The organism is Rhodococcus globerulus (assembly GCF_019334125.1).
Lineage (GTDB): Bacteria > Actinomycetota > Actinomycetes > Mycobacteriales > Mycobacteriaceae > Rhodococcus_F > Rhodococcus_F globerula.
In genome coordinates, this window is the sequence record NZ_CP079698.1 from 5,148,682 (window position 1) to 5,168,548 (window position 19,867).

Here is a 19,867-nt window from a genome sequence, read left to right on the forward strand (position 1 = left end):
ATTCGGGCACGATGGATCAGCGTCGGCGAACCGACAGCGTGAATCCCTCCGGCATCAGGGTCAGACGCTCGACAACTTTCAACCGGTACTCGGGATCCGGTTCGACGGTGTACTTCTGCAGGATCGTTCCCAGAACGAGAACTGCCTCATGGATGGCGAATTGCCTTCCGATGCACGCGCGTTCGCCGGTTCCGAAGGGCTTGTACGTGTGGGCGGGGCGCGCCTTGATGTTTGCCGGCAAGAATCTGTCCGGATCGAAGGCTTCCGGATTGTTGCCCCACACGGGATCTCGGTGCAGCGACGGGATGAGGACAAGCATCCAGTCGCCCTTCTTCATCGGGTATTTGTCGATCAACGTGGTGTCCTGCCGAGCGGCGCGGGCATAGGCCGGGGCCGTCGGCCACAGCCGCAATGATTCGTCGAGGACGCGTCGGACGTACCGCAATTTTGCGATCTTCTCGAATACCGGTTCTTCCGTGCCCCACACGGCATCAACTTCTGCCTGCGCTTTGGCCAAGACCTCCGGATTCTGCGACAGGTAGTAGAGCGCGAACGACAAAGCGCCGGAGGTTGTTTCATGCCCAGCGACCAGGAAGGTGACGACCTGGTGCCGGATGTTCAGCTCGTCGATCCGGTTGGGATCATTCTCCCGGGCAGCACGCAGCATCAGTTCCAGAAGATCTTCGTGTGCGCCGCCAGGGTTCTCTCGCCGAGCGCGAATCACCTCGTCCACAACTTCGGCCATGTATGCCTTGCGCACGTCGTCGCGTTGGTCTGCTCGCCGTGCGAGGCGTCGGCCGAGGGCTGTGGATTTGAGGAACGTAGTCCGCTGTGAATGGGACAGGGTGCCGATCATCGCCTTCACAAACGGATGCTGTTCTTCGCGCTCGAACGAATCGAAGGAGTAGCTGAACCCCGTGCGGCCGATTGTCTCGAGCGTCAATTTGGTCATGTCAGCCGAGACGTCGATGGGGGAGTCGGTGCCATGACGGTCCCAGTACGCAACCAGTTCGCCGGCCACGTCGAGCATCGTGCGGTGGTACGAGCGCATGGCCGTCTGGCTGAACGCCGGAGCCAGAAGATTGTGGGCCTTGGCCCAGTTGGGTTCGCTGTTGTAGGCCGTGAAGAGTCCGTCGCCGCCGATCCCTCGTAGGGCTTTGACGCCTGGTGCCAGGTGTTTTGCAAACCTGGACTCATCGGAAAGGTCGGCAACCATGTCTGCGCCGGATACGAAGACAAAGCGATTTCCGACTACATTGCGTTCGAAGATCGGGCCGAGTTCGCGGCCGATGCTCACTGAGTTCTGCAGTGGTGTACGGACGTTGACACCCAGAATGTCGCCGAGGAGGGGGAGGCGCCAGGCCGGATGCGGAATAGCAGGCGCGCCCGTGTTCGGCGTTGCGTCGACGCTCATCGTTGTCCCCCGAGAAGAGTTCGCTTACTGAATTGGTGTCTAGTACGCAAAGTACGCCTTACTGAATCGGTGTCAAGTAGTAATCTGAGTTCGCCATGGTCACCCCACGTAAGCGTCTCGATCGCGAGCAGCGACGCACGCAACTCCTCGACATCGGTGCGCAACTATTTGCCGACCGGTCGTACGAGGATGTCTGGATCGAAGAGGTCGCCGAAATCGCGGGCGTCTCGCGTGGGCTGATGTACCACTACTTTCCGACCAAGCGCGACTTCTTCGCGGCGATAGTCGAGCGAGAGTCCCAGCACCTCCTCGACGTGACGGCGCCGGATTCGACGCTGCCCATCCAGGAGCAAATCGCGGCTGGGCTGGATGCCTACTTTGCGTACGTGAAGTCGCACAGTAAGGGAGTGCGCGCAATCAATGTCGGGACGTTGTCGGCTGAAGCGGGTATCCGGGCAATAGTCGAGCGCGAGTTGGAACAGCAACAGATTCGGATCCTCGACGCGCTGGGATTCGACGACGAGCGCAGGCAGATTGCCGCTGTCGCGGTGCGCGGCTGGATTGCCTTCGTTCGTGCGGTGTGCCTGAACTGGCTCGATCAACCGTCGATTCCGCAGGAAGAATTGCGTGTGATCTGTCTTCGCACTCTTGCCGGGGCGCTCGGAACGGATCTGAGCAGCACGCAAGAGAATTAGCGAAAACAGGCTGATCTCAGTCGATCTCGGCCATATTTCGAGATTTTCGCGTGATGACCGCACCGAATGCCGCGGCCAACGGGAACATGACGACGCCGTAGACCGCGGCCGGTACTGCCAGACGCACGTTGTCCATCAAGCTGACGGCAATGGTGATGGCCAAGGTGCTGTTGTGGATCCCGATTTCCATCGAACTGGCAATGGCTTGGCGGTCCTCGATACCGAAAAGCTTGGGAACGATGTATCCGATCGACAGACTCAGCAGGCAGAACAGTGCTGCGACAACTCCGATGTCGACGAGGTAGTCCGCAATATTCTCGCGCTCCGATATGACAGTGCCGACTATGACCAGCGCCAGCACGATGGCCGACCCGATGCGCACCGGCTTGTCCATTCGCTGGGCAAAAGCGCTACTGCGCAGGCGAACCCACATCCCGATTGCCACCGGAATCAGGACGACGGCAAAAACCTGCACAACCTTCGTGAACTGGAGGCCGAGGGTGTCGTCGGCGTCGGTAGGTTCGAAATAGCCGAGGGCGAAGTTGGTGATCACCGGCAGGGTAACCACGGCGATCACTGAATTTACTGCTGTGAGTGTCACATTGAGCGCAACATCGCCGCGAAAGAGGTGGCTGAACAAGTTGGCTGTGGTGCCGCCCGGCGATGCTGCCAGGAGCATCATGCCGACAGCGAGCAGGGGATCGAGATCGAAGGCGGTGACAAGCCCGAACGCGGCGGCCGGCAGCAGTATCAACTGGCAGACGAGGGCGATCGAGACTGCTTTGGGTGCTTTTGCGACACGGGCAAAGTCCTCGAGGGTCAGTGAGAGTCCGAGGCCGAACATGATGATCGCGAGTGCAATCGGAAGACCGACCGATGTGAGAGCTGAGTCCATGTGGCCACTTCCAGTCACTTGGGGAGAATTTTACTGAAACTACCGTGATGCTTGGGTTTGCGTGGCCATTTGGATGCATTCGTGTATCGGTCCGTGACGAGGTGGCTGAGCGCGGTTATCGTCGAACTATGTGCCGAAACATCACCGAACTCCGAGGACTCGAACCAGCTGCCACAGCGGAGGAGATCGAGGCAGCCTCTCGCCAATACATACGTAAGGTGAGTGGGATTGCCAAGGTCTCCGATGCCAACCGTGATGCCTTTGAACAGGCAGTTCGCGAGGTCACCGAAACCACGACGCGTTTGCTGAGTGCACTGCCGCCGCGCAAGCAGCCACCCCAAACCGTCCCGCCGTTGCGTCGACCCGAGGTTCAGGCTCGAATCGCTGCTCGTTCGTCCTGACCCGAGTGGATCTCACTGACATCGACGTGTGGGACGTCGAACCACTCGAACAACTTGCCGGAGGACTCGAGGGTGTCCTGGTTGCGCACCGTGTTCGAGACATGCGACGACGGCTGGACTTGTTGCGCAGGGAGGCTGCCTCCGACGAATTACAGATCCGTGAAGACGGTTCGGTATCGGCAGTCGCTCCCATTGCCGAAGGGCATCCCCTTCACGTTCACGCAGAGCTGCTCTCGGCTGCCGCGCGTGAGTTGATCGGGGAAGCTCTGCTGGTATCCGCGGATCTGCACCACGCACTGTCCGTGCGGTCGCAGGTGGGTACGGATCTGCGGGACAAGGCTTTTCGTGTCAACGAAGAGTGGCGCGCTTTCAGTCCGGCGCGCCGACGAGAAATAGTGCAGCGCGCGCCGGATCTGATTGCGAATCTCGACGGTATCCCGACAGGTGTGCGCAGTCCGGTGAATCTGCGACGTGTGCAGGCCGAACGGGCACGGCTACAAGATGATTCGGTGCGTATCTCTCAGGAACTGCACCGCGAATACTTCGGTGGACGTTTGAGCAATACCGGTGCGGGCCTCTGGTATGCGCAGCGGAAACTCGAGGATCTGAATGCGCTGGACGAGCTCCTGCACGAACAACCCGATCGCAAGCTGGTCCTGATGGATATGCGTTCCGGCGAGCGCGGGTTTGCCGCGATAGCGATCGGCGATCCGGATACGGCTGATCACATTGCCGTGACCGTTCCGGGGCTCAACACCAATGTCAAAGACTCACTGCGCGGAATGGTCGGGGAGGCAACACGATTGCGCGACGAGGCACAGCGTCAGCTCCACAGTGCCGGACGTGACGAAAGCGTTGCCACGATCGCCTGGATCGGATACGACGCCCCTCAAGTCATCGGCCCCGGAAAATTCGACCTCGGTCGGGCAAGTTTCGACGTGAGCCGTTCCGCGAAAGCGGGTATCGCGGCCGATGCACTGGGGAGTTTCTTTCACGGCCTGCGAGCGGGCGCTGCGAAGCCGGATGTGCACATCACCGCACTCGGTCATTCCTACGGATCCCTCGCGACTTCGCTTGCGCTGCAACGGGGTGCAAGTGCATCGGTCGACGATGTGGTGTTCTACGGATCTCCGGGTGTGCGAGCAAAGGTGGAGGCGGATCTCGGGATCGCGGATCGACACGTCTACGTCATGAAGGCCGAAGGGGACAGTATCGCCGGCTTCGGGCGCTTCGGTGGTGATCCGACGCGTACGGAGTTCCAGCGATTGTCCACAGCGGAGGGAATCACCCCCGACGGCGTGAAACATGAACGCGCCTTCGGGCATGCGGAGTACGCAAGAACCGGAGACAACGGTGAATTGCGGATGACAGGCTACAACCTCGCCGTTGTGGTGGCGGGGTTGCCGGAGCTTGCTGTCCTGGCCTGAATGCGCCGCCGGTAGTTTCGGTACACACTGTGAGGGTTGTTCCTTCATTCGATCTCGAGGAGTGTTCATGCCTGTTTCCACCGTCACCCTGGCCGAAGGTCTGACCGTTAGCGCGCAAGGCTACGGCGCTATGTCGGTAGCCCCCGTGTACGGCCCGGTGGATCCGGCAGAAGCACTCGCGACGCTTCATCATGCGGTGGATATCGGGATCACCTTCATCGACACTGCAAACATCTACGGCGACGGTGCGAGCGAGCGGGCCGTGGGTAAATTGCTCGAAGGTCGGCGCGACGAGGTTCAGTTAGCCACCAAGTTCGGGTTAGTGGGCGGCATGTCGGCAGGTCAGCGGGGGATCAACGGCGATCCGGCCTACGTGGCACAGGCACTCGAGGAATCGCTCGGTCGACTCGGCGTCGACCACGTCGATCTCTACTACCTCCATCGTGTTGATCCGAGCGTTCCGATCGAGGACACCGTGGGCGCGATGGCAGAGCAGGTGAAGGCCGGCAAGATCCGCCACATCGGGCTTTCGGAAGCAACGGGAGACGAATTGCGCCGCGCCTATGCGGTCCATCCCATCTCCGCGATTCAGTCCGAATGGAACATCTCGAGTCGCGACGTGGAGAACAAGGTGGTGCCGGCCGCCGCTGAGCTCGGCGTGGGATTTGTTCCGTTCTCTCCCGTAGGACGAGGGTTCCTCGCAGGGTCGTTCGATCCCAGCGAGTGGGGCGAGAACGATCTGCGTCGACGCTTCCCGCGTTTCACGGACTCCGCGCTTGCCACCAACCAGAAGGTGCTCGACGTCGTGCGCGACGTGGGCGTCGAATCGGGAGCCACTCCGGCGCAGGTGTCACTGGCGTGGCTCGACGCCAAGGGACGGCATTACGGTCTGCCGTCGGTGTCCATTCCCGGCACCCGTTTTGCGGCGCGCGTGAGCGAGAACGCCGGCGCACTGGACATCGTGCTGACCGAGGATCAGATCGCCCGACTCGACGCGCTTGCGGCCATCACCGAAGGGGAGCGTTCGGCAGATCTTAACTGGATCTCGCAAGGCCGCGAGTAGTCAAAAAAGCCGTAAGCCTGGCGAACTACTAGTAAGATAACTGCGCGATGAAAAAAGTGTGGTTGGTCTGGGGTATCGGTGTATTCGCGTATGTAATCGCCGTCCTTCACCGCACTTCATTTGGTGTCTCGGGTCTGGCTGCAGCAGAACGTTTCTCGATTACTCCCAGTGTGCTGTCCAGTTTCGTAGTGCTGCAGATCGTGGTGTACGCGGGTATGCAGATCCCGGCGGGAGTGCTGCTCGATCGATACGGCTCTCGCATCATGATCGGCGTCGGCGCGTTCATCCTGACGTGTGCGCAGCTGACGTTGGCGTTCACGGAATCGCTGCCCGTCGCGATTGGCGCACGCATCGCGGTCGGGGCCGGCGACGCTCTCACCTTCATCTCCGTGCTTCGACTGGTTCCGCAGTGGTTCCCACCGCGGCAGGTACCACTGGTGTCACAGTTCACGGGAATTCTCGGTCAACTGGGACAAGTACTTTCGGCCCTGCCGTTCATGTTGCTGCTGACCGGGACCGGTTGGACGCTGGCTTACGGCAGCGCGGCCGGCCTGGGGCTACTCGCTTTTGCATTGGCGCTCAGCCTGATTCGTGATTCTCCGCCGGGAACCGAGATTGTTGCGGTTCCCGCCGGGGCAAAGGAGATCGGCCGCCAGATCAAGACGGTCTGGATGCGTCCGGGCACACGCCTCGGGTTCTTCAGTCACATGGGTACACAATTCTCGATCACGACATTTGCGTTGTTGTGGGGAGTTCCGTACCTGTCGTCGGCGCAAGGCCTCGACGCCGCAACAGTCGGTTCGCTACTGACCCTGTCGGTGATCTCCGCCATCGTTGCGGGCCCCATCCTCGGCATCCTCACCGGCCGGTATCCGATGCGCCGATCCTGGCTCGTTCTTTCCATCATGGTGAGCAGTGCGGTGATGTGGACGATCGTGCTGGCCCGCAGCGAACCGTCACCGCTGTGGTTGCTGACGATATTGATCATCGTGATCTCAATCGGCGGTCCGGGTTCGGTGATCGGCTTCGACTACGCCCGCACGTCCAATCCCAGTTCGTCGATGGGCACCGCTCAGGGAATGGTCAATATCGGTGGATTCCTGGCGTCGTTGATCGTGATCCAGGTGATGGGTGTGATTCTCGGCCACATGGGCGGCTATACCTTCGACGGCTTCCGGGTGGCCTGGTTGGTTCAGTACCCGGTCTGGATTCTCGGCATCATCGGTGTGCTTGTCACCCGGGGCAAAGCCCGACGCCAACTCGAGGCAGACCGAGTTCGGTTCCGTCCGATGCGCGAGGTTCTCCGAGGTCGTCGGCAGTAATTCATCCGCGACGGGTGAAGCGAGTGCATGTGCGCTCGTACCACCCTTGATGGATGAACGATCCATTGGACATCGGCCCGGTTGAATTGGTGGTGCTGGGGTTCCCAGGTTCGAGAGTGGACCCGGATACCGTCGCCGCATTGCAGAATATCGTCGAGCGTGGGTTCGTGACCCTGCTCGATCTCGTGTACATCGCCAAAGATCTCGATGGCAGCATCAGGCAGGTCGACGTCGATGAAGACCTCACCGACATCGGCCTGGCGATCCTGTCGATCGAGGCAAAGGCTCTGATCAGCGACGAGGATCTCGACGTGGTTCGTGAGTCCCTGGAACCAGGTACCTCAGCGGCAGTCATCGTCTACGAGCAGACGTGGGCGCGAGACTTCACCACCAAGGCCCGCGCAGGCGGTGGCGAGGTAGTTCTCCATGTTCAGATCCCACACGACGTCGTAGTGGCCGCAGTCGCTGCGGCGCTCTAGGTAGCTCAGGCATCGTCTCAAGCAGAGGAGATCAGCATGGTTTTTCGAGGTGGACGCAGAGGACGGCCGGGATTGCTCGGCACCGTCGCGCGCACAGCAGTGGTGGCCGGAACGGCAAAGGCGACATCCAATGCCATGGATCGGCGTAGCCAGCGGAAGGCGAGCGAGCAGCAGGCGCAGTATGACCAGTACGAGCAGCAACAGGCGCCGCCGCCGCAGCAACAGGCTGCCCCGGCAGCGCCGCCGGCCGGTGACGACCTTGTCTCGAAGCTTCAGGAACTAGGTCGCTTGCATCAATCGGGAGTCTTGTCCGACGAAGAATTTGCGGCGGCAAAAGCTCGGTTGCTCAGTTAGCTTTCACGCCAGCGTGATGTCGGCAATCAGACCGTGATGGTCGGATCCTTTGACGTCGATACGGTCGAGTGACGTCGCCACCGGGCCTCTGGTGAGGATGTGGTCGATGCCGACTATTGCGGGGTATGGCTTGTCGGTCGGGTAGGTCGGGATCAGCCCCGCACCTACCTGATCGGCTGCGCTGGTGTACCCGTTCGTGAGGAGATCACGAAACTCCTTGTGTGAGTAAGTTGCATTGAAATCTCCGCTCGCTATGACGTTATCGCGACCGTCGACGTCGGCCAGGTAGCTGCCGAGCGTGCGCTGTTCCGCTGCCCAGATCGAGGCGGGGGAGATGTACGGCGGTGCGGTGTGGACGGCAAACAGTGTGACCGGCTGCGCCAGGCCGACATTCAACTCGGCCGCTAGGGTTTCGGGGGAGAAGCCGTCCAAACTTCGTGTGGCGGACAGAGGGAAGCGACTGTAAATTCCCGCTCCGCCTCCGCCGCCGCCATAGGGAACCAAGAACTGGTGGGGCAGAACATCCTCGAGCCCAGCGGTTTTCAGTGCTTCGGCCGCACCTGACGTCAACTCCTGCACCGTCAACACATCCACATTGCGGTCGCGGACGGTGGCAACCAGAGATTCCGGGTCCGCTGAACCGACCATCAGGTTCGCCTGCATGATTCGAATGGACGGTCCGTTCGCGGCGCCGGTCGGTCCACCCACGTACAGCGGACCCACCGTCCACGCGAACAGGCCAAGGACTACCGCCGATCCTGCGCACAAGATCCAGCGTCGGCCGAAGCCTGCCGCCACCCCACCGATCAAGGGTGCAAGCATCGCCACCGGGGCGAAGGACGCCAGAACAATCACCACATTGCGCTCTACGGCCAGACGCGTTGCGATCAAGGCAACAAGCCCGACGACGATTCCCGCCACCCCGATAATCATCGCGAGGCGACGTAGAGTTCGTCGTCGGGTTGTTGTCGTATCGGTGTGCATGTTCTCTATAGAAGCAGAACACCAAGATTCAGAGTCCGTGTCAGATGGTATTTCTTGCCCTGCGGTCCCGGTCACGGTCGGCGAACATGACCTCCATCCGAGCTTTGATCTCTGCGGTACTGATTGCTCCACCGCGTGGGGCAGAGTTCGTGGCGGTAATCGGGGATGTCGAGGATTGCGGAATCTGGAAGCCCATGGTGAATGTCCCTGTCCTGGTTGCGGATGTGGCGATCGTTGCAGGAGTGGTGGATTACAGGCCGGCGCCGGTTTCGAGGAGTTCGAGTTCGGTGCCTAGGTGATCGAGCAGGGGGTTGAGGTCCGGAACGGTTCTTCGGCAGCTGGTCAGCCCGAATGAAATCTGATCGTCGCTGCTGGTGCAGGTGATGTTGAGAGCTTGTCCGGTTGTCGGGATCGACAGGGGGTGGAGAGTGTCGAGACGGAATCCGTTCCAGTACAACGGTGTACGCGGACCGGCAATATTGGAGATGATGATGTTGAACGGCGGCCGCTGCGGTCCCCGCTGCCCGACAAGCATTTCCATTCCGAGGGGAGCGATTCCGAGGGCGCTCATGGCGAGTACCTGGGCGGGACTCATCGCGCGGAGTGAGTCTTTTCCTTCATTCATGCAATTGCGTATCACGTCGAGTCGGTCGGTGGGGTTGTCGAGGTGAGTAGCCAAGTTGCACATGAGCAGTCCCACGCGATTACCGCCAGCGGTGCGATCGTCGGCGTTGTCGGTGGCGCGCAATGACACGGGGACCATAGCAACCAAGGGGGCGGACGGTAGCGCGTCTCGCTCGTGCAAGTAGTGGCGGAGGGTGCCGGCGGACATTGCCAGAATGATGTCGTTGATGGTGGCGTCGGAGTGCTTGGCCAGCAATCGGATCCGTTCGAGAGGGAAGGAACGGGCGGCGATGTGGCGGCTTCCACCGATCGGAACGTTGAACAACGTGTGGGGCGCGGTCACGGAGACAGCGCTGCCTTTGCCGCGTACGGCGCGGTCCATGGTGCGGACCGTCGTCGGTATCAGTCCGGCCACCTCACCGACGGCGGCCCGAGATGCTCCCCACAAGGTTGCAGGTAGGGACGATCCTTGCGCGCTGGACTTTGCCGCGATCGGTGTCGGCACCGATCTCAGTGAGTGCGGAACCTGCCAGGGGGCGGACATGTTTCGACGGTGGGGATCTTCACTCATGCTCTCGCGGAGCAGCCTCATCGCGCTGGCTCCGTCGGCGAGGGCGTGGTGGATCTTGGTGTACACGGCGTAGCGGCCGTCGGTGAGCCCTTCGATCAAGTGCATTTCCCATAGTGGGCGGCTGCGGTCGAGCAGAGTGCCGTGCAATCTCGAGATCAATGCGGTGAGTTCGGTCATGCCGCCCGGGGTGGGAAGTGCGTCGCGGCGTACATGGTGCTCGATATCGATCTCGTTGTCGGCGAGGGTTTCCCATCCCCACTGGCCAAGCGAGGTGAGGGAGCGCCGGGCCCGCTTACGGAACACTTCGGCTACTTTGCCGCCGGTGAGGGCGATATCGAACATCGCGCGCATGTCGGTTGCGGATGCTCCGTCGGGTGGGGTGAAGATCGCCAGGCCACCGACGTGCATCGGGTTCTCGCGGGACTCGCCGAGAAGAAATAGCGAATCGGTGGGTGCCATCGGTAACAGCATGCATGTCCTTCACTCATGAAGTCGGGGTTGGTGCGCGTAGGTCTTCCCGAGAACTGGTATTCGAGTGGGTGTTATCGATAGGTCGTGGACTTTCGGCGTGGTCGAAGTCACATTGAAGTATCTCGCTATCGGTTCTACAGCCCGGGCACGGTCGGCGCTATTCGACATGTCAGGGCACTGACCTGGACGTTTGCATAGGTGGCAGGTAGGGCATTGTGGGTTGAAACTAATCATCAAAATGAAGTGATATGTCTCACATTTCGAGTGTTGGTCGGTACCTGCGTCCGTTCCGACCGCACTCCTTTTTTTGAGGCGTCTGCGCCCGGGTGTCGAAAGTGCGCTGCGTTGACGGCCAGGCCCGTGTGGGCACATTATCGAGAGGTAACGCGACGGTGCATCATCGACGATGCCGCGGAATCGAAGTAGCACATGGACGAGAACGATCCACTCCAAACGCGTCGTGACGTGCTTCCGTTCATTTCGGATGAGCTGCGAGAGGCGGGATTCGACGATGCCCGTGAGATCGGGCGCGGCGGCTTCGGTGTGGTGTACCGCTGCACGCAGGCCGGGCTGGACCGCACGGTGGCCGTGAAGGTCCTTACCGCCGACCTCGACGAGGAGAATCGGGCGCGCTTCTTTCGGGAACAGCGAGCGATGGGGCGACTGACCGGGCATCCGAATATCGTGGGTGTCCTGCAGGTTGGAACCACCGATACCGGTCGTCCCTACTTGGTGATGCCCTACCACCGTCAAGGGTCCGTCGACACCAAGATTCGCGAGAACGGGCCGCTCGACCTGGAGGAAGTCCTGCGGCTCGGGGTGAAGATGGCGGGGGCGCTCGAGACCGCGCACCGACTCGGCATTCTGCATCGCGACGTCAAGCCTGCCAATATTCTGCTCACCGACTACGGTGAACCGGCCCTGACGGACTTCGGAATCGCACACATTGCAGACGGTTTCAAGACCGCGACCGGCACTGTCACGGGCTCGCCCGCGTTCACTGCCCCGGAGGTTCTCGGTGGTGAACCGCCAAGTCCCGCCTCGGATGTGTACGGGCTCGGGGCCACTCTGTTCAGCGCCCTCACCGGGCACGCGGCATTCGAGCGCCGCAGCGGCGAGCAGGTTGTTGCCCAGTTCCTACGGATCACCGCGCAGCCAGTTCCCGACATGCGTGAGCACGGTTTCCCCGACGACGTATGTGCCGTCATAGAGAAGGCAATGTCCCGGGATCCAGGGGACCGTCCTTCTACGTCGGTGCTCGGTGAGAATCTTAGGGAGTTGCAGGTCCGCCGCGGTTTGCCGGTCGATGAGATGGCGCTACGCGCCGCCCCAGGGGCCGACCCACGGGATCCGCAGCCGCCGTCGACGCGATGGCATCCACCCGCATCGCCGGTGGCTCGGAAAGCCGATAGAAATCTGCCGCTGGAGCTGACGAGCTTCGTCGGTCGTCGCACCGAGCTGGCGGAGGTGAAGAATCTGCTGTCGGTGTCCCGGCTGGTGACGTTGACGGGGATCGGTGGTGTCGGTAAGACGCGTCTCGCGTTGCGGGTCGCGAGCAATGTTCAGCGGGATTTCGCCGATGGCGTGTGGTTGGTCGAGCTGGGCGAGTTGCACGACGAGTCGCTTGTGGTCGGAGCGGTGGCCGCAGAACTCGGCGTGCGCGACCAGTCGTCGCGACCGTTATCGGAGATTTTGGTGGAGTTCCTGGCCACTCGGACATTGCTACTGGTCCTCGACAACTGCGAGCAGGTGATCGATGCGGTGGCAGGATTGGCCGAAGTGCTGTTGCGTGCGTGCCCGCAGCTGCGGATTCTGACGACCTCGCGCGAGCCCCTGGGTATCGGCGGGGAATCCGTATTGCGAGTGTCCCCGCTGGCGGTGCCCGACCCGGATCGGGAGCCGTCGCTACGGGGCTTGCCCCGGTACGACGCGTTGACGTTGTTCTCCGAACGTGCGGCCGCTGCGGTGCGCGGCTTCGAAATCACGGAGGAGAACAAGGCGACGGTAGCCCGGATCTGCCAGCGTCTGGAAGGGCTGCCGCTGGCGATCGAGCTGGCGGCTGCCAGACTGCGCGCGATGTCGCCCGAGCAGATCCTGCAGCGGCTGGACGATCGTTACACGCTCCTGACCAGCGGCAGCCGGGGCGCGCCGACGCGTCAGCAGACCTTGCGATGGAGTATCGACTGGAGCTACGACTTGTGTACGCCCGGCGAGCAGCATCTCTGGGGCAGGTTGTCGGTGTTCGCGGGAAGTTTCGAACTCGACGCGGCGGAGGAGATATGTCGTGGCGACCTGACACCCGAGGGGCTGCTCGACACGTTGGGGTCGCTGGTGGACAAGTCGATCCTGATCCGGGAGGAATCGGACACAGTGGTCCACTTCCGATTGCTCGAGACGCTCCGTGACTACGGCCGGGAGAAGATTGTCGAGGCCGGCGAGTACGAGGTGCTGCGTCGTCGGCACCGGGACTGGTACCAGCAGTTGGCGCTCGACGCGGCAGCCGGATGGATCAGTCCCCGGCAACTCGAGTTGATTGATCGGCTAGACCGGGAAGTTCCGAATATGCGGGAAGCGCTCGAGTATTGCCTCTCCGACAACGACGACGGAGTCGCCGCCGGACTGAGTATGTCCACCGCGCTTTATCACTTCTCGCTGACTCGCGGTCTGTACACCGAGTCGCGGCATTGGCTCGATACTTTCCTGGCTCGCGACGCCGGAAAGCCCACGGTGGAACGCATTTGGGCGATACACGCCGACAGCCTCCTGGCAGTGGTGCAGGGCGATCTTTTGGCAGCAACCGCGTTGGTGGAGGAGGGGCACGCTCTTGCCGAGCACCTCACCGACCCCCTTGTTCACGGACTCCTCGACCAGTTGGACGGGATGCTGGCGCTTTATCGCGATGATCTTCCCCGCGCATCCTCGGGGCTGGAGAGCGCACTGGAGGTTTTCGACACTCGTGGTGATCTCACACTGCAAGTGGGCGTGCTGCAGATACTCGGGTTGGTGTACGAGCTGCTCGGTGAAACGAAGCGGTCTGTTGGCTGTTACGAAAAAGCGCTCGCGATCTGCGAATCTCACGGGGAATCGGTCTATCGGTCGTACACCCTGTGGGCCATGGCTGTCGCGGTGTGGCGGCAGGGTGATCAAGATCGTGCCGTGGCGTTGCTCGGGCAGGCGTTGCAGCTCACCGAGCAGGTGAACGATCCACTCACCTGCTCGGCATGTCTGGAGGTGTTGGCCTGGATTGCCGCCGCGGAACCGGATCCTCGACGCGCCGCCGTGCTGATGGGAGCAGCAGAGGAGTTGGGTCACTCCGTGGGCAGCATTACGATCGTCTTTCCCTCCCTGCAGCCTTACCACGAGGAAAGTGCGGCGACGACGCAGCGTGCATTGGGAGAGAAGGCATTCGGGACGGCACGTCGTCAGGGTCGACTCATGAGCATGAATGAGGCGGTCGCATTTGCGCTCGGCCGGCAACCTGTGGATACAACGCCCACCGGGTCGTCGGTGGTGCTGACCAAACGTGAGCGTGAGGTCGCCGAACTCGTCGCTCAGGGGCTGACGAACAAACAGATTGCTGCCAAATTGGTGATCTCGCTCCGCACCGCACAGGGCCATGTGGAGCATATTCTCACCAAACTCGGATTCAACTCGCGTGCGCAGATCGCAGCATGGGTGGTCGAGAAGTCGGGCGGGCAGGCCTGAATGTGCTGCGCACAGCAAGTGATTCGCGGGCGCCGATCCCGGGCATTCGAGGTCAAGTAAAATCCCTGTGACCAGTAACGAGAAGAGAAGGGGATCGAAGTGACCGCGCATACCGAGCAGCTCGAGTTCCAAGCAGAAACACGTCAGCTGCTGGATTTGATGGTTCATTCAATCTATTCGAACAAGGACAGTTTCCTTCGTGAGTTGATCTCCAACGCTTCGGACGCGCTGGACAAACTCCGTCTCGAGGCATACCAGGACAAAGACCTCAACGTCGACGTCTCCGATCTTCACATCGAGATCGATATCGACAAGGACGCACGCACGCTCACGATCCGCGACAACGGTATTGGTATGTCGCGTGACGAGGTCGTCGACCTGATCGGCACGCTCGCGAAGTCCGGCACCGCCGAGGTCCGTCGCAAGCTCAAGGAAGCAAAGGATGCCGCAGCTTCCGAGGAACTGATCGGCCAGTTCGGTATCGGTTTCTACTCCACGTTCATGGTCGCGGACAAGGTGACGCTGCTGACCCGCCGCGCCGGTGAAGACCACGCGACGCGCTGGGAGTCGACCGGCGAAGGCACGTACACGCTCGAGCATGTGAACGAGGCGCCGCAGGGCAGCTCCGTGACACTGCATCTGATGCCCGAGGATTCCGAGAACGGCCTGCACGACTACACGTCGGAATGGAAGATCAAGGAACTGGTCAAGAAGTACTCCGACTTCATCGCGTGGCCCATCCGTATGGATGTCGCTCGCACGTCGACGCCGGCCGAGGGTGAAGAGCCCGAGGTCACCATCGAGACCGAGACCATCAACTCGATGAAGGCTCTGTGGACTCGCTCCAAGGACGACGTGTCCGAGGAGGAGTACAAGGAGTTCTACAAGCACGTCAGCCATGCGTGGGACGAGCCGCTCGAGGTCATCCCGATGAAGGCCGAAGGTACGTTCGAATACCAAGCGCTGCTGTTCATTCCGTCGACGGCGCCGTTCGATCTCTTCATGCGTGAGCGCAAGGCCGGCATCCACCTGTACGTCAAGCGCGTCTTCATCATGGACGACTGCGAAGAGTTGGTGCCCGACTACTTGCGTTTCGTCAAGGGTGTTGTTGACGCACAAGATCTCTCGCTCAACGTCTCTCGAGAAATTCTGCAGCAGGACCGTCAGATTTCGGCGATCCGTCGTCGACTGACCAAGAAGGTCCTCTCGACGATCAAGGACATGAAGGCAAACGAGCCCGAAAAGTACTCGACCTTCTGGACCGAATTCGGCCGCGCGCTCAAAGAAGGCCTGATGGCCGATGCCGACAACCGTAAGACGTTGCTCGACATCTCGTCTTTCGCCTCGACCAACAGTGAAGACGGCGTGACCACTCTCGCCGAGTACGTCGAGCGCATGAAGGACGGTCAGGAACAGATCTACTTCATGACCGGCGAATCTCGCCACCTCATCGAAAGCTCCCCGCACATGGAGGCTTTCAAGGCCAAGGGCCTCGAGGTTCTGGTTCTCACCGATCCGGTCGACGAGATGTGGGTCGACGCTGTTTCGGACTTCGACGGCAAGACCTTCCAATCGATCGCCAAGGGTGAGGTCGACCTCGACACCGAGGACGAGAAGAAGGCAGCCGAGGCTGAACGTGAGGAGAAGGAAAAGGAATTCGGTGCGCTGCTGACGTGGCTGACCGAAACCTTGTCAGACGACATCAAGGAGACGCGGCTCTCGACGCGACTCACCACGTCGGCTGCCTGCATCGTCGGCGACGCATTCAGTATGTCGCCGACGCTCGAGAAGATGTACCGGGCGTCGGGGCAGCCGGTTCCGCACAGCAAGCGGATCCTCGAACTCAACCCGTCGCATCCTCTCGTAACGGGTCTGCGCGATGCGCAGGCGGCAGATGGTTCTGCTGAAAACCTTACGGAGACAGCGCAATTGTTGTACGGGATGGCATTGCTCGCCGAGGGTGGCGAGTTGAGCGATCCGGCGCACTTCACGCGCCTGCTGGCTGACCGTTTGGCTCGCACCGTCTGATCTTCGTTCCCGTTCGGTTGAACTCCCGGCATTCGCCTTCATCGGCGGATGCCGGGAGTTTTTTTGTGGAGAAGTTCTAATGAGGACCGTTTCTGTCCGCATTGGGTTCTACCGTTGTTTTCACAGGCAAGATCCCACAAACAAAGGACGAACCGATGAACGCATCGACCAGCACCCTCACCGGCGAGCGCGCGGACCTTATCCAGACCTTGCGCGAGCATCGCGGGTTTCTACTTGTCACTGTTCGGGGCTTGACCGACGAACAGGCAGCGTCGCGGCCCACCGTGAGTGAACTGTGCCTCGGCGGATTGATCAAGCATGTGGCCCACACCGAGCGGGGATGTGTGGATTTCATCCTGGAAGGCCCATCCGGTATGGGTGGGGATGTTGATCCGGCGAAATTCACGCCGGCGATGCTTCAGGCGCGCGTGGACGAGTTTGCCATGGTGGGAGACGAGACCTTGGCCGGCATTGTGGCCGAATATGAGCAGATCGCGGCGAGGACGGATGAGTTGGTGGCATCCTTGGACAGTCTCGACATCTCGCATCCGCTGCCGTCTGCGCCGTGGTTCGAGCCTGGTGCGCGCTGGTCGGCCCGGCGTACGCTGCTCCACATCATTGCCGAGACTGCCCAGCATGCAGGCCATGCGGACATACTTCGCGAAGCGATCGACGGTTCCAAGACAATGGGATGATCGACCCACCTATGTTTACACATCACACTGATGTGTAACACTGGTAGGCATGAGTACCGAGAAATCTGCCTTGCAACCGCCGATGCAATGGGACGCGTGGGGCGATCCGGCAAAGAAGCGTGAGCTGTCGGACGCGGTCGTAGCTTTGCTGACCGGATTTCTTGGTGTATCGGCCCCGAAGCAATCCCGACTTGCCATTGGGGACGTGCGAGTGACGCCGTCCGCTCTGTCTCAGGCGCACGTCGACGCGCTGGCTGACGTGGTCGGCGCGGAGTACATAACTACGGAGGATTCGGATCGGATTCTTCGAGCCGGTGGCAAGAGCACCCCGGACTTGTTGCGTCGCCGTAGCACCGAACCCCAGGACGCGCCGGATGCAGTAGTCACACCCGGCACGGACGCCGAGGTGGAGCAGGTTCTGCGGTACTGCGGGGCCAACAAGATTGCCGTAGTGCCGTTCGGCGGCGGTACCAGCGTCGTCGGCGGATTGGATCCCATCCGGGACGGGTTCGACGCGGTACTTTCTCTTGATCTTCGACGGTTCGATCAGCTTGTCTCACTGGACGAGGAATCCGGCATCGCCACGTTCGGCGGCGGAACAACGGGACCGCACGCCGAGGAATTACTGCACGAGTACGGCTTCTCCGTCGGACACTTCCCGCAAAGTTTCCTCTTTGCCACGCTCGGTGGTTTCGCGGCGACGCGTTCCTCGGGACAGGCGTCGGCCGGTTACGGACGTTTCGAGGATATGGTCCAGGGTCTCACCGTGGTCACTCCGAGTGGTGTGCTCGAGACCGGTAGAGCGCCGGCATCGGCCGCGGGTCCTGATCTCGGGGAACTGTTTGTCGGCTCCGAGGGTACTTTCGGCGTCATTACGCACGTGCGAGTGCGGGTTCACCGACTTCCGGAGACGACGGTTCGCGAGGGATGGAGTTTTCCCGACTTCGCTACCGGCGCAGCAGCATTGCGCGAGCTTGTTCAGGAAGGGTCAGCACCGACAGTGCTGCGGTTGTCGGACGAAGCCGAGAGCGGCGTGAACCTGGCGACCACCGACAAGATCGGCGAAAATGCCTTCACGGGTGGCTGCCTCGGCATCACCACCTATGAAGGCACGGCCTCGCATACCGCAGAGCGAATGGCTGAAGCCCGCGCAATTCTCACCGCGCACGGCGGAACGTCGCTCGGCGCTGAACCTGGAAACAGTTGGGAACACGGACGGTTCGATGCACCGTATCTGCGTGACGCACTGCTCGACGTCGGCGCGCTGTGCGAAACTCTCGAGACGGCAACGACGTGGGGCAATCTTGCGAACCTGCGCTCGTCGGTCACAGAGGCATTGACCAAGGCATTGGTCGAGCAGGGCACCCAGCCGCTTGTGATGTGCCATATTTCGCACACATACAAGACCGGTGCATCCCTGTACTTCACCGTGGTGTGCGCTCAGACCGAAGATCCGATTGCTCAGTGGCATAAGGCCAAGACAGCAGTCGGCGACGCCATCATCGCTGCCGGTGGCACGATTACTCATCATCACGCTGTCGGTGCGGACCATCGGCCGTGGATGAAGGACGAAATCGGTGAATTGGGCGCGAATATTCTTCGCGCAGTAAAGAATGCAGTGGACCCCGCCGGCATCCTCAATCCTGGAAAGCTGATTCCTTGAGCCAAACCCGCAGTCAGATCGAGAAGGTAACCGTCCTGATCAATCCGATGGCGGGACATGGGCATGCGCCCACAGCCGGCCGCAAAGGTGTTGCGCGACTGCGTGAACGTGGAGTTGCCGTCACCGAGATCATCGGCACTGATGCTGACGACGCCAAGAAACTGGCGCGTCGGGCGATCGAAGACGGTACCGACGCTCTCGTGGTGGTCGGTGGAGACGGTGCCATCAGCATCGGACTGCAAGCGGCGGCGCTGACCGACACGCCGATCGGACTCATTCCGGCGGGCACGGGAAATGATCACGCCCGCGAATTCGGAATTCCCACAGGTGATCCCGAAGCTGCCGCTGACGTGATTGCCAACGGGATCGTGCAGCAGTCAGACCTCGCGAAGATCACGCTGGCCAACGGGTCCGTGGTGTGGTCAGGCACGATCATTGCCAGTGGCTTCGACTCGTTGGTCAGCGAGCGGGCGAACAAGATGACCTGGCCCAAGGGGCGAATGCGCTACAACCTGGCGATGCTTGCCGAGCTGGCGAAGATGCGGCCGCTGCCGTACCGGATCGAACTCGACGACGAGGTGATCACCATGGACGCGACGCTCGTGGCAGTCGGTAACGGGCGATCCTACGGCGGCGGCATGCTCATTACGCCTGGTGCGTCCAAGACCGACGGTTTGCTGGATGTGACTGTTGTCGGGCATGGTTCACGGCTGCGTCTGGTGCGCCTCTTTCCCCGGGTCTACAAGGGAACACACATCCATCTGGACGCGGTGTCGACGTATCGATCCAAGAAGGTCAGGCTCATCTCCGAGGGCATCATCGCTTACGCCGACGGTGACCGAGTGGGGCCGCTACCGATCACGATCGAAGCAGTGCCGGAGGCTCTGAGGATTCTGAGCGCTGAACCTGTGTAACCGGAAGGGGTTTGCCGTCCCGGCGCAGGCGGTGGTGTCAGACTTCCCCGATGAACGAATCGTCGAAGTCGGTGAACCGCACCGATAGCGATTTCTTCTCGGGCGCAACAGAGTCGGATGTACTGGCCAGCCGGTAATCACACACAACCGGGGTCAGTGATC

General features: G+C 61.2%; 16 protein-coding genes. 12 read left to right on the forward strand and 4 right to left on the reverse strand.

Features of this window, described 5'->3' with window-relative positions; all coding sequences use genetic code 11:
• Positions 1–16 precede the first annotated feature (16 nt).
• Positions 17–1,414, reverse strand: a complete 1,398-nt coding sequence (locus KYT97_RS23485) for a cytochrome P450 (RefSeq protein ID WP_219110756.1) — start codon at positions 1,412–1,414, stop codon at positions 17–19.
• 95 nt (positions 1,415–1,509) lie between these two features.
• Here KYT97_RS23485 and KYT97_RS23490 point away from each other — a divergent pair, with 95 nt between their 5' ends.
• Positions 1,510–2,109: a TetR/AcrR family transcriptional regulator gene (locus KYT97_RS23490; protein ID WP_033232397.1), complete on the forward strand. Its 600-nt coding sequence runs from the start codon at positions 1,510–1,512 to the stop codon at positions 2,107–2,109.
• A 16-nt stretch (positions 2,110–2,125) separates the two neighbouring features.
• Here KYT97_RS23490 and KYT97_RS23495 read toward each other — a convergent pair whose 3' ends face one another.
• Positions 2,126–3,004 (reverse strand): bile acid:sodium symporter family protein, encoded by an 879-nt coding sequence (locus KYT97_RS23495; RefSeq protein ID WP_172935851.1) that lies wholly within the window; start codon positions 3,002–3,004, stop codon positions 2,126–2,128.
• A gap of 128 nt (positions 3,005–3,132) precedes the next feature.
• Here KYT97_RS23495 and KYT97_RS23500 point away from each other — a divergent pair, with 128 nt between their 5' ends.
• The 6 genes from KYT97_RS23500 to KYT97_RS23525 all read left to right on the forward strand — a co-directional run bounded on the left by KYT97_RS23500 (position 3,133) and on the right by KYT97_RS23525 (position 8,050).
• Positions 3,133–3,405, forward strand: coding sequence for a DUF2277 domain-containing protein (locus KYT97_RS23500; RefSeq protein ID WP_033232393.1), 273 nt, complete (start codon positions 3,133–3,135; stop codon positions 3,403–3,405).
• A 5-nt stretch (positions 3,406–3,410) separates the two neighbouring features.
• Positions 3,411–4,832, forward strand: coding sequence for an alpha/beta hydrolase (locus KYT97_RS23505; RefSeq protein WP_172935850.1), 1,422 nt, complete (start codon positions 3,411–3,413; stop codon positions 4,830–4,832).
• Between the two features lie 67 nt (positions 4,833–4,899).
• Positions 4,900–5,895, forward strand: coding sequence for an aldo/keto reductase (locus KYT97_RS23510; RefSeq protein ID WP_172935849.1), 996 nt, complete (start codon positions 4,900–4,902; stop codon positions 5,893–5,895).
• Between the two features lie 47 nt (positions 5,896–5,942).
• Positions 5,943–7,217, forward strand: coding sequence for an MFS transporter (locus KYT97_RS23515; protein WP_219110757.1), 1,275 nt, complete (start codon positions 5,943–5,945; stop codon positions 7,215–7,217).
• Positions 7,218–7,270: 53 nt separating this feature from the next.
• On the forward strand, positions 7,271–7,696 hold the full coding sequence (locus KYT97_RS23520; protein ID WP_045068561.1) for a DUF6325 family protein: 426 nt from the start codon (positions 7,271–7,273) through the stop codon (positions 7,694–7,696).
• A gap of 36 nt (positions 7,697–7,732) precedes the next feature.
• Positions 7,733–8,050: an SHOCT domain-containing protein gene (locus tag KYT97_RS23525; RefSeq protein ID WP_033232387.1), complete on the forward strand. Its 318-nt coding sequence runs from the start codon at positions 7,733–7,735 to the stop codon at positions 8,048–8,050.
• 3 nt (positions 8,051–8,053) lie between these two features.
• Here the strand turns inward: KYT97_RS23525 and KYT97_RS23530 are convergent, their stop codons facing one another.
• The gene (locus tag KYT97_RS23530; RefSeq protein ID WP_051730359.1) at positions 8,054–9,034 is read right to left on the reverse strand and encodes an endonuclease/exonuclease/phosphatase family protein; all 981 of its coding nucleotides are present in this window, start codon (positions 9,032–9,034) and stop codon (positions 8,054–8,056) included.
• A 250-nt stretch (positions 9,035–9,284) separates the two neighbouring features.
• Positions 9,285–10,700 (reverse strand): WS/DGAT/MGAT family O-acyltransferase, encoded by a 1,416-nt coding sequence (locus KYT97_RS23535; RefSeq protein WP_219110758.1) that lies wholly within the window; start codon positions 10,698–10,700, stop codon positions 9,285–9,287.
• Positions 10,701–11,129: 429 nt separating this feature from the next.
• On the opposite strand from KYT97_RS23535, the gene KYT97_RS23540 reads away from it, so the two are divergent.
• From KYT97_RS23540 to KYT97_RS23560, 5 genes are all read left to right on the forward strand, one after another.
• Positions 11,130–14,405, forward strand: a complete 3,276-nt coding sequence (locus tag KYT97_RS23540; RefSeq protein WP_219110759.1) for a protein kinase domain-containing protein — start codon at positions 11,130–11,132, stop codon at positions 14,403–14,405.
• Positions 14,406–14,504: 99 nt separating this feature from the next.
• Entirely contained in the window at positions 14,505–16,433 is a 1,929-nt protein-coding gene (gene htpG / locus KYT97_RS23545) for a molecular chaperone HtpG (protein ID WP_045068594.1), read from the forward strand.
• A gap of 155 nt (positions 16,434–16,588) precedes the next feature.
• Positions 16,589–17,128 carry a DinB family protein gene (locus tag KYT97_RS23550; protein ID WP_092806222.1) on the forward strand — a complete coding sequence of 180 codons (540 nt, stop codon included), beginning with the start codon at positions 16,589–16,591 and terminating at the stop codon, positions 17,126–17,128.
• A 49-nt stretch (positions 17,129–17,177) separates the two neighbouring features.
• Positions 17,178–18,791: an FAD-binding oxidoreductase gene (locus tag KYT97_RS23555; protein WP_410055780.1), complete on the forward strand. Its 1,614-nt coding sequence runs from the start codon at positions 17,178–17,180 to the stop codon at positions 18,789–18,791.
• A complete protein-coding gene (locus tag KYT97_RS23560) occupies positions 18,788–19,705 on the forward strand; it encodes a diacylglycerol kinase (RefSeq protein ID WP_141486535.1) in 918 nt (305 codons plus the stop codon). Before KYT97_RS23555 ends, KYT97_RS23560 begins: the two co-directional genes overlap by 4 nt.
• The last annotated feature ends 162 nt before the right edge of the window (positions 19,706–19,867 follow it).

What these genes read in the sequence shown, in the direction of transcription:
- KYT97_RS23485 (WP_219110756.1), bottom strand. Translation starts at nt 1,414, where the DNA reads ATGAGCGTCGACGCAACGCCGAACACGGGCGCGCCTGCTATTCCGCAT.
- KYT97_RS23490 (WP_033232397.1), top strand. Translation starts at nt 1,510, where the DNA reads ATGGTCACCCCACGTAAGCGTCTCGATCGCGAGCAGCGACGCACGCAA.
- KYT97_RS23495 (WP_172935851.1), bottom strand. Translation starts at nt 3,004, where the DNA reads ATGGACTCAGCTCTCACATCGGTCGGTCTTCCGATTGCACTCGCGATC.
- KYT97_RS23500 (WP_033232393.1), top strand. Translation starts at nt 3,133, where the DNA reads ATGTGCCGAAACATCACCGAACTCCGAGGACTCGAACCAGCTGCCACA.
- KYT97_RS23510 (WP_172935849.1), top strand. Translation starts at nt 4,900, where the DNA reads ATGCCTGTTTCCACCGTCACCCTGGCCGAAGGTCTGACCGTTAGCGCG.
- KYT97_RS23515 (WP_219110757.1), top strand. Translation starts at nt 5,943, where the DNA reads ATGAAAAAAGTGTGGTTGGTCTGGGGTATCGGTGTATTCGCGTATGTA.
- KYT97_RS23520 (WP_045068561.1), top strand. Translation starts at nt 7,271, where the DNA reads ATGAACGATCCATTGGACATCGGCCCGGTTGAATTGGTGGTGCTGGGG.
- KYT97_RS23525 (WP_033232387.1), top strand. Translation starts at nt 7,733, where the DNA reads ATGGTTTTTCGAGGTGGACGCAGAGGACGGCCGGGATTGCTCGGCACC.
- KYT97_RS23530 (WP_051730359.1), bottom strand. Translation starts at nt 9,034, where the DNA reads ATGCACACCGATACGACAACAACCCGACGACGAACTCTACGTCGCCTC.
- KYT97_RS23535 (WP_219110758.1), bottom strand. Translation starts at nt 10,700, where the DNA reads ATGCTGTTACCGATGGCACCCACCGATTCGCTATTTCTTCTCGGCGAG.
- KYT97_RS23540 (WP_219110759.1), top strand. Translation starts at nt 11,130, where the DNA reads ATGGACGAGAACGATCCACTCCAAACGCGTCGTGACGTGCTTCCGTTC.
- KYT97_RS23550 (WP_092806222.1), top strand. Translation starts at nt 16,589, where the DNA reads ATGAACGCATCGACCAGCACCCTCACCGGCGAGCGCGCGGACCTTATC.
- KYT97_RS23555 (WP_410055780.1), top strand. Translation starts at nt 17,178, where the DNA reads ATGAGTACCGAGAAATCTGCCTTGCAACCGCCGATGCAATGGGACGCG.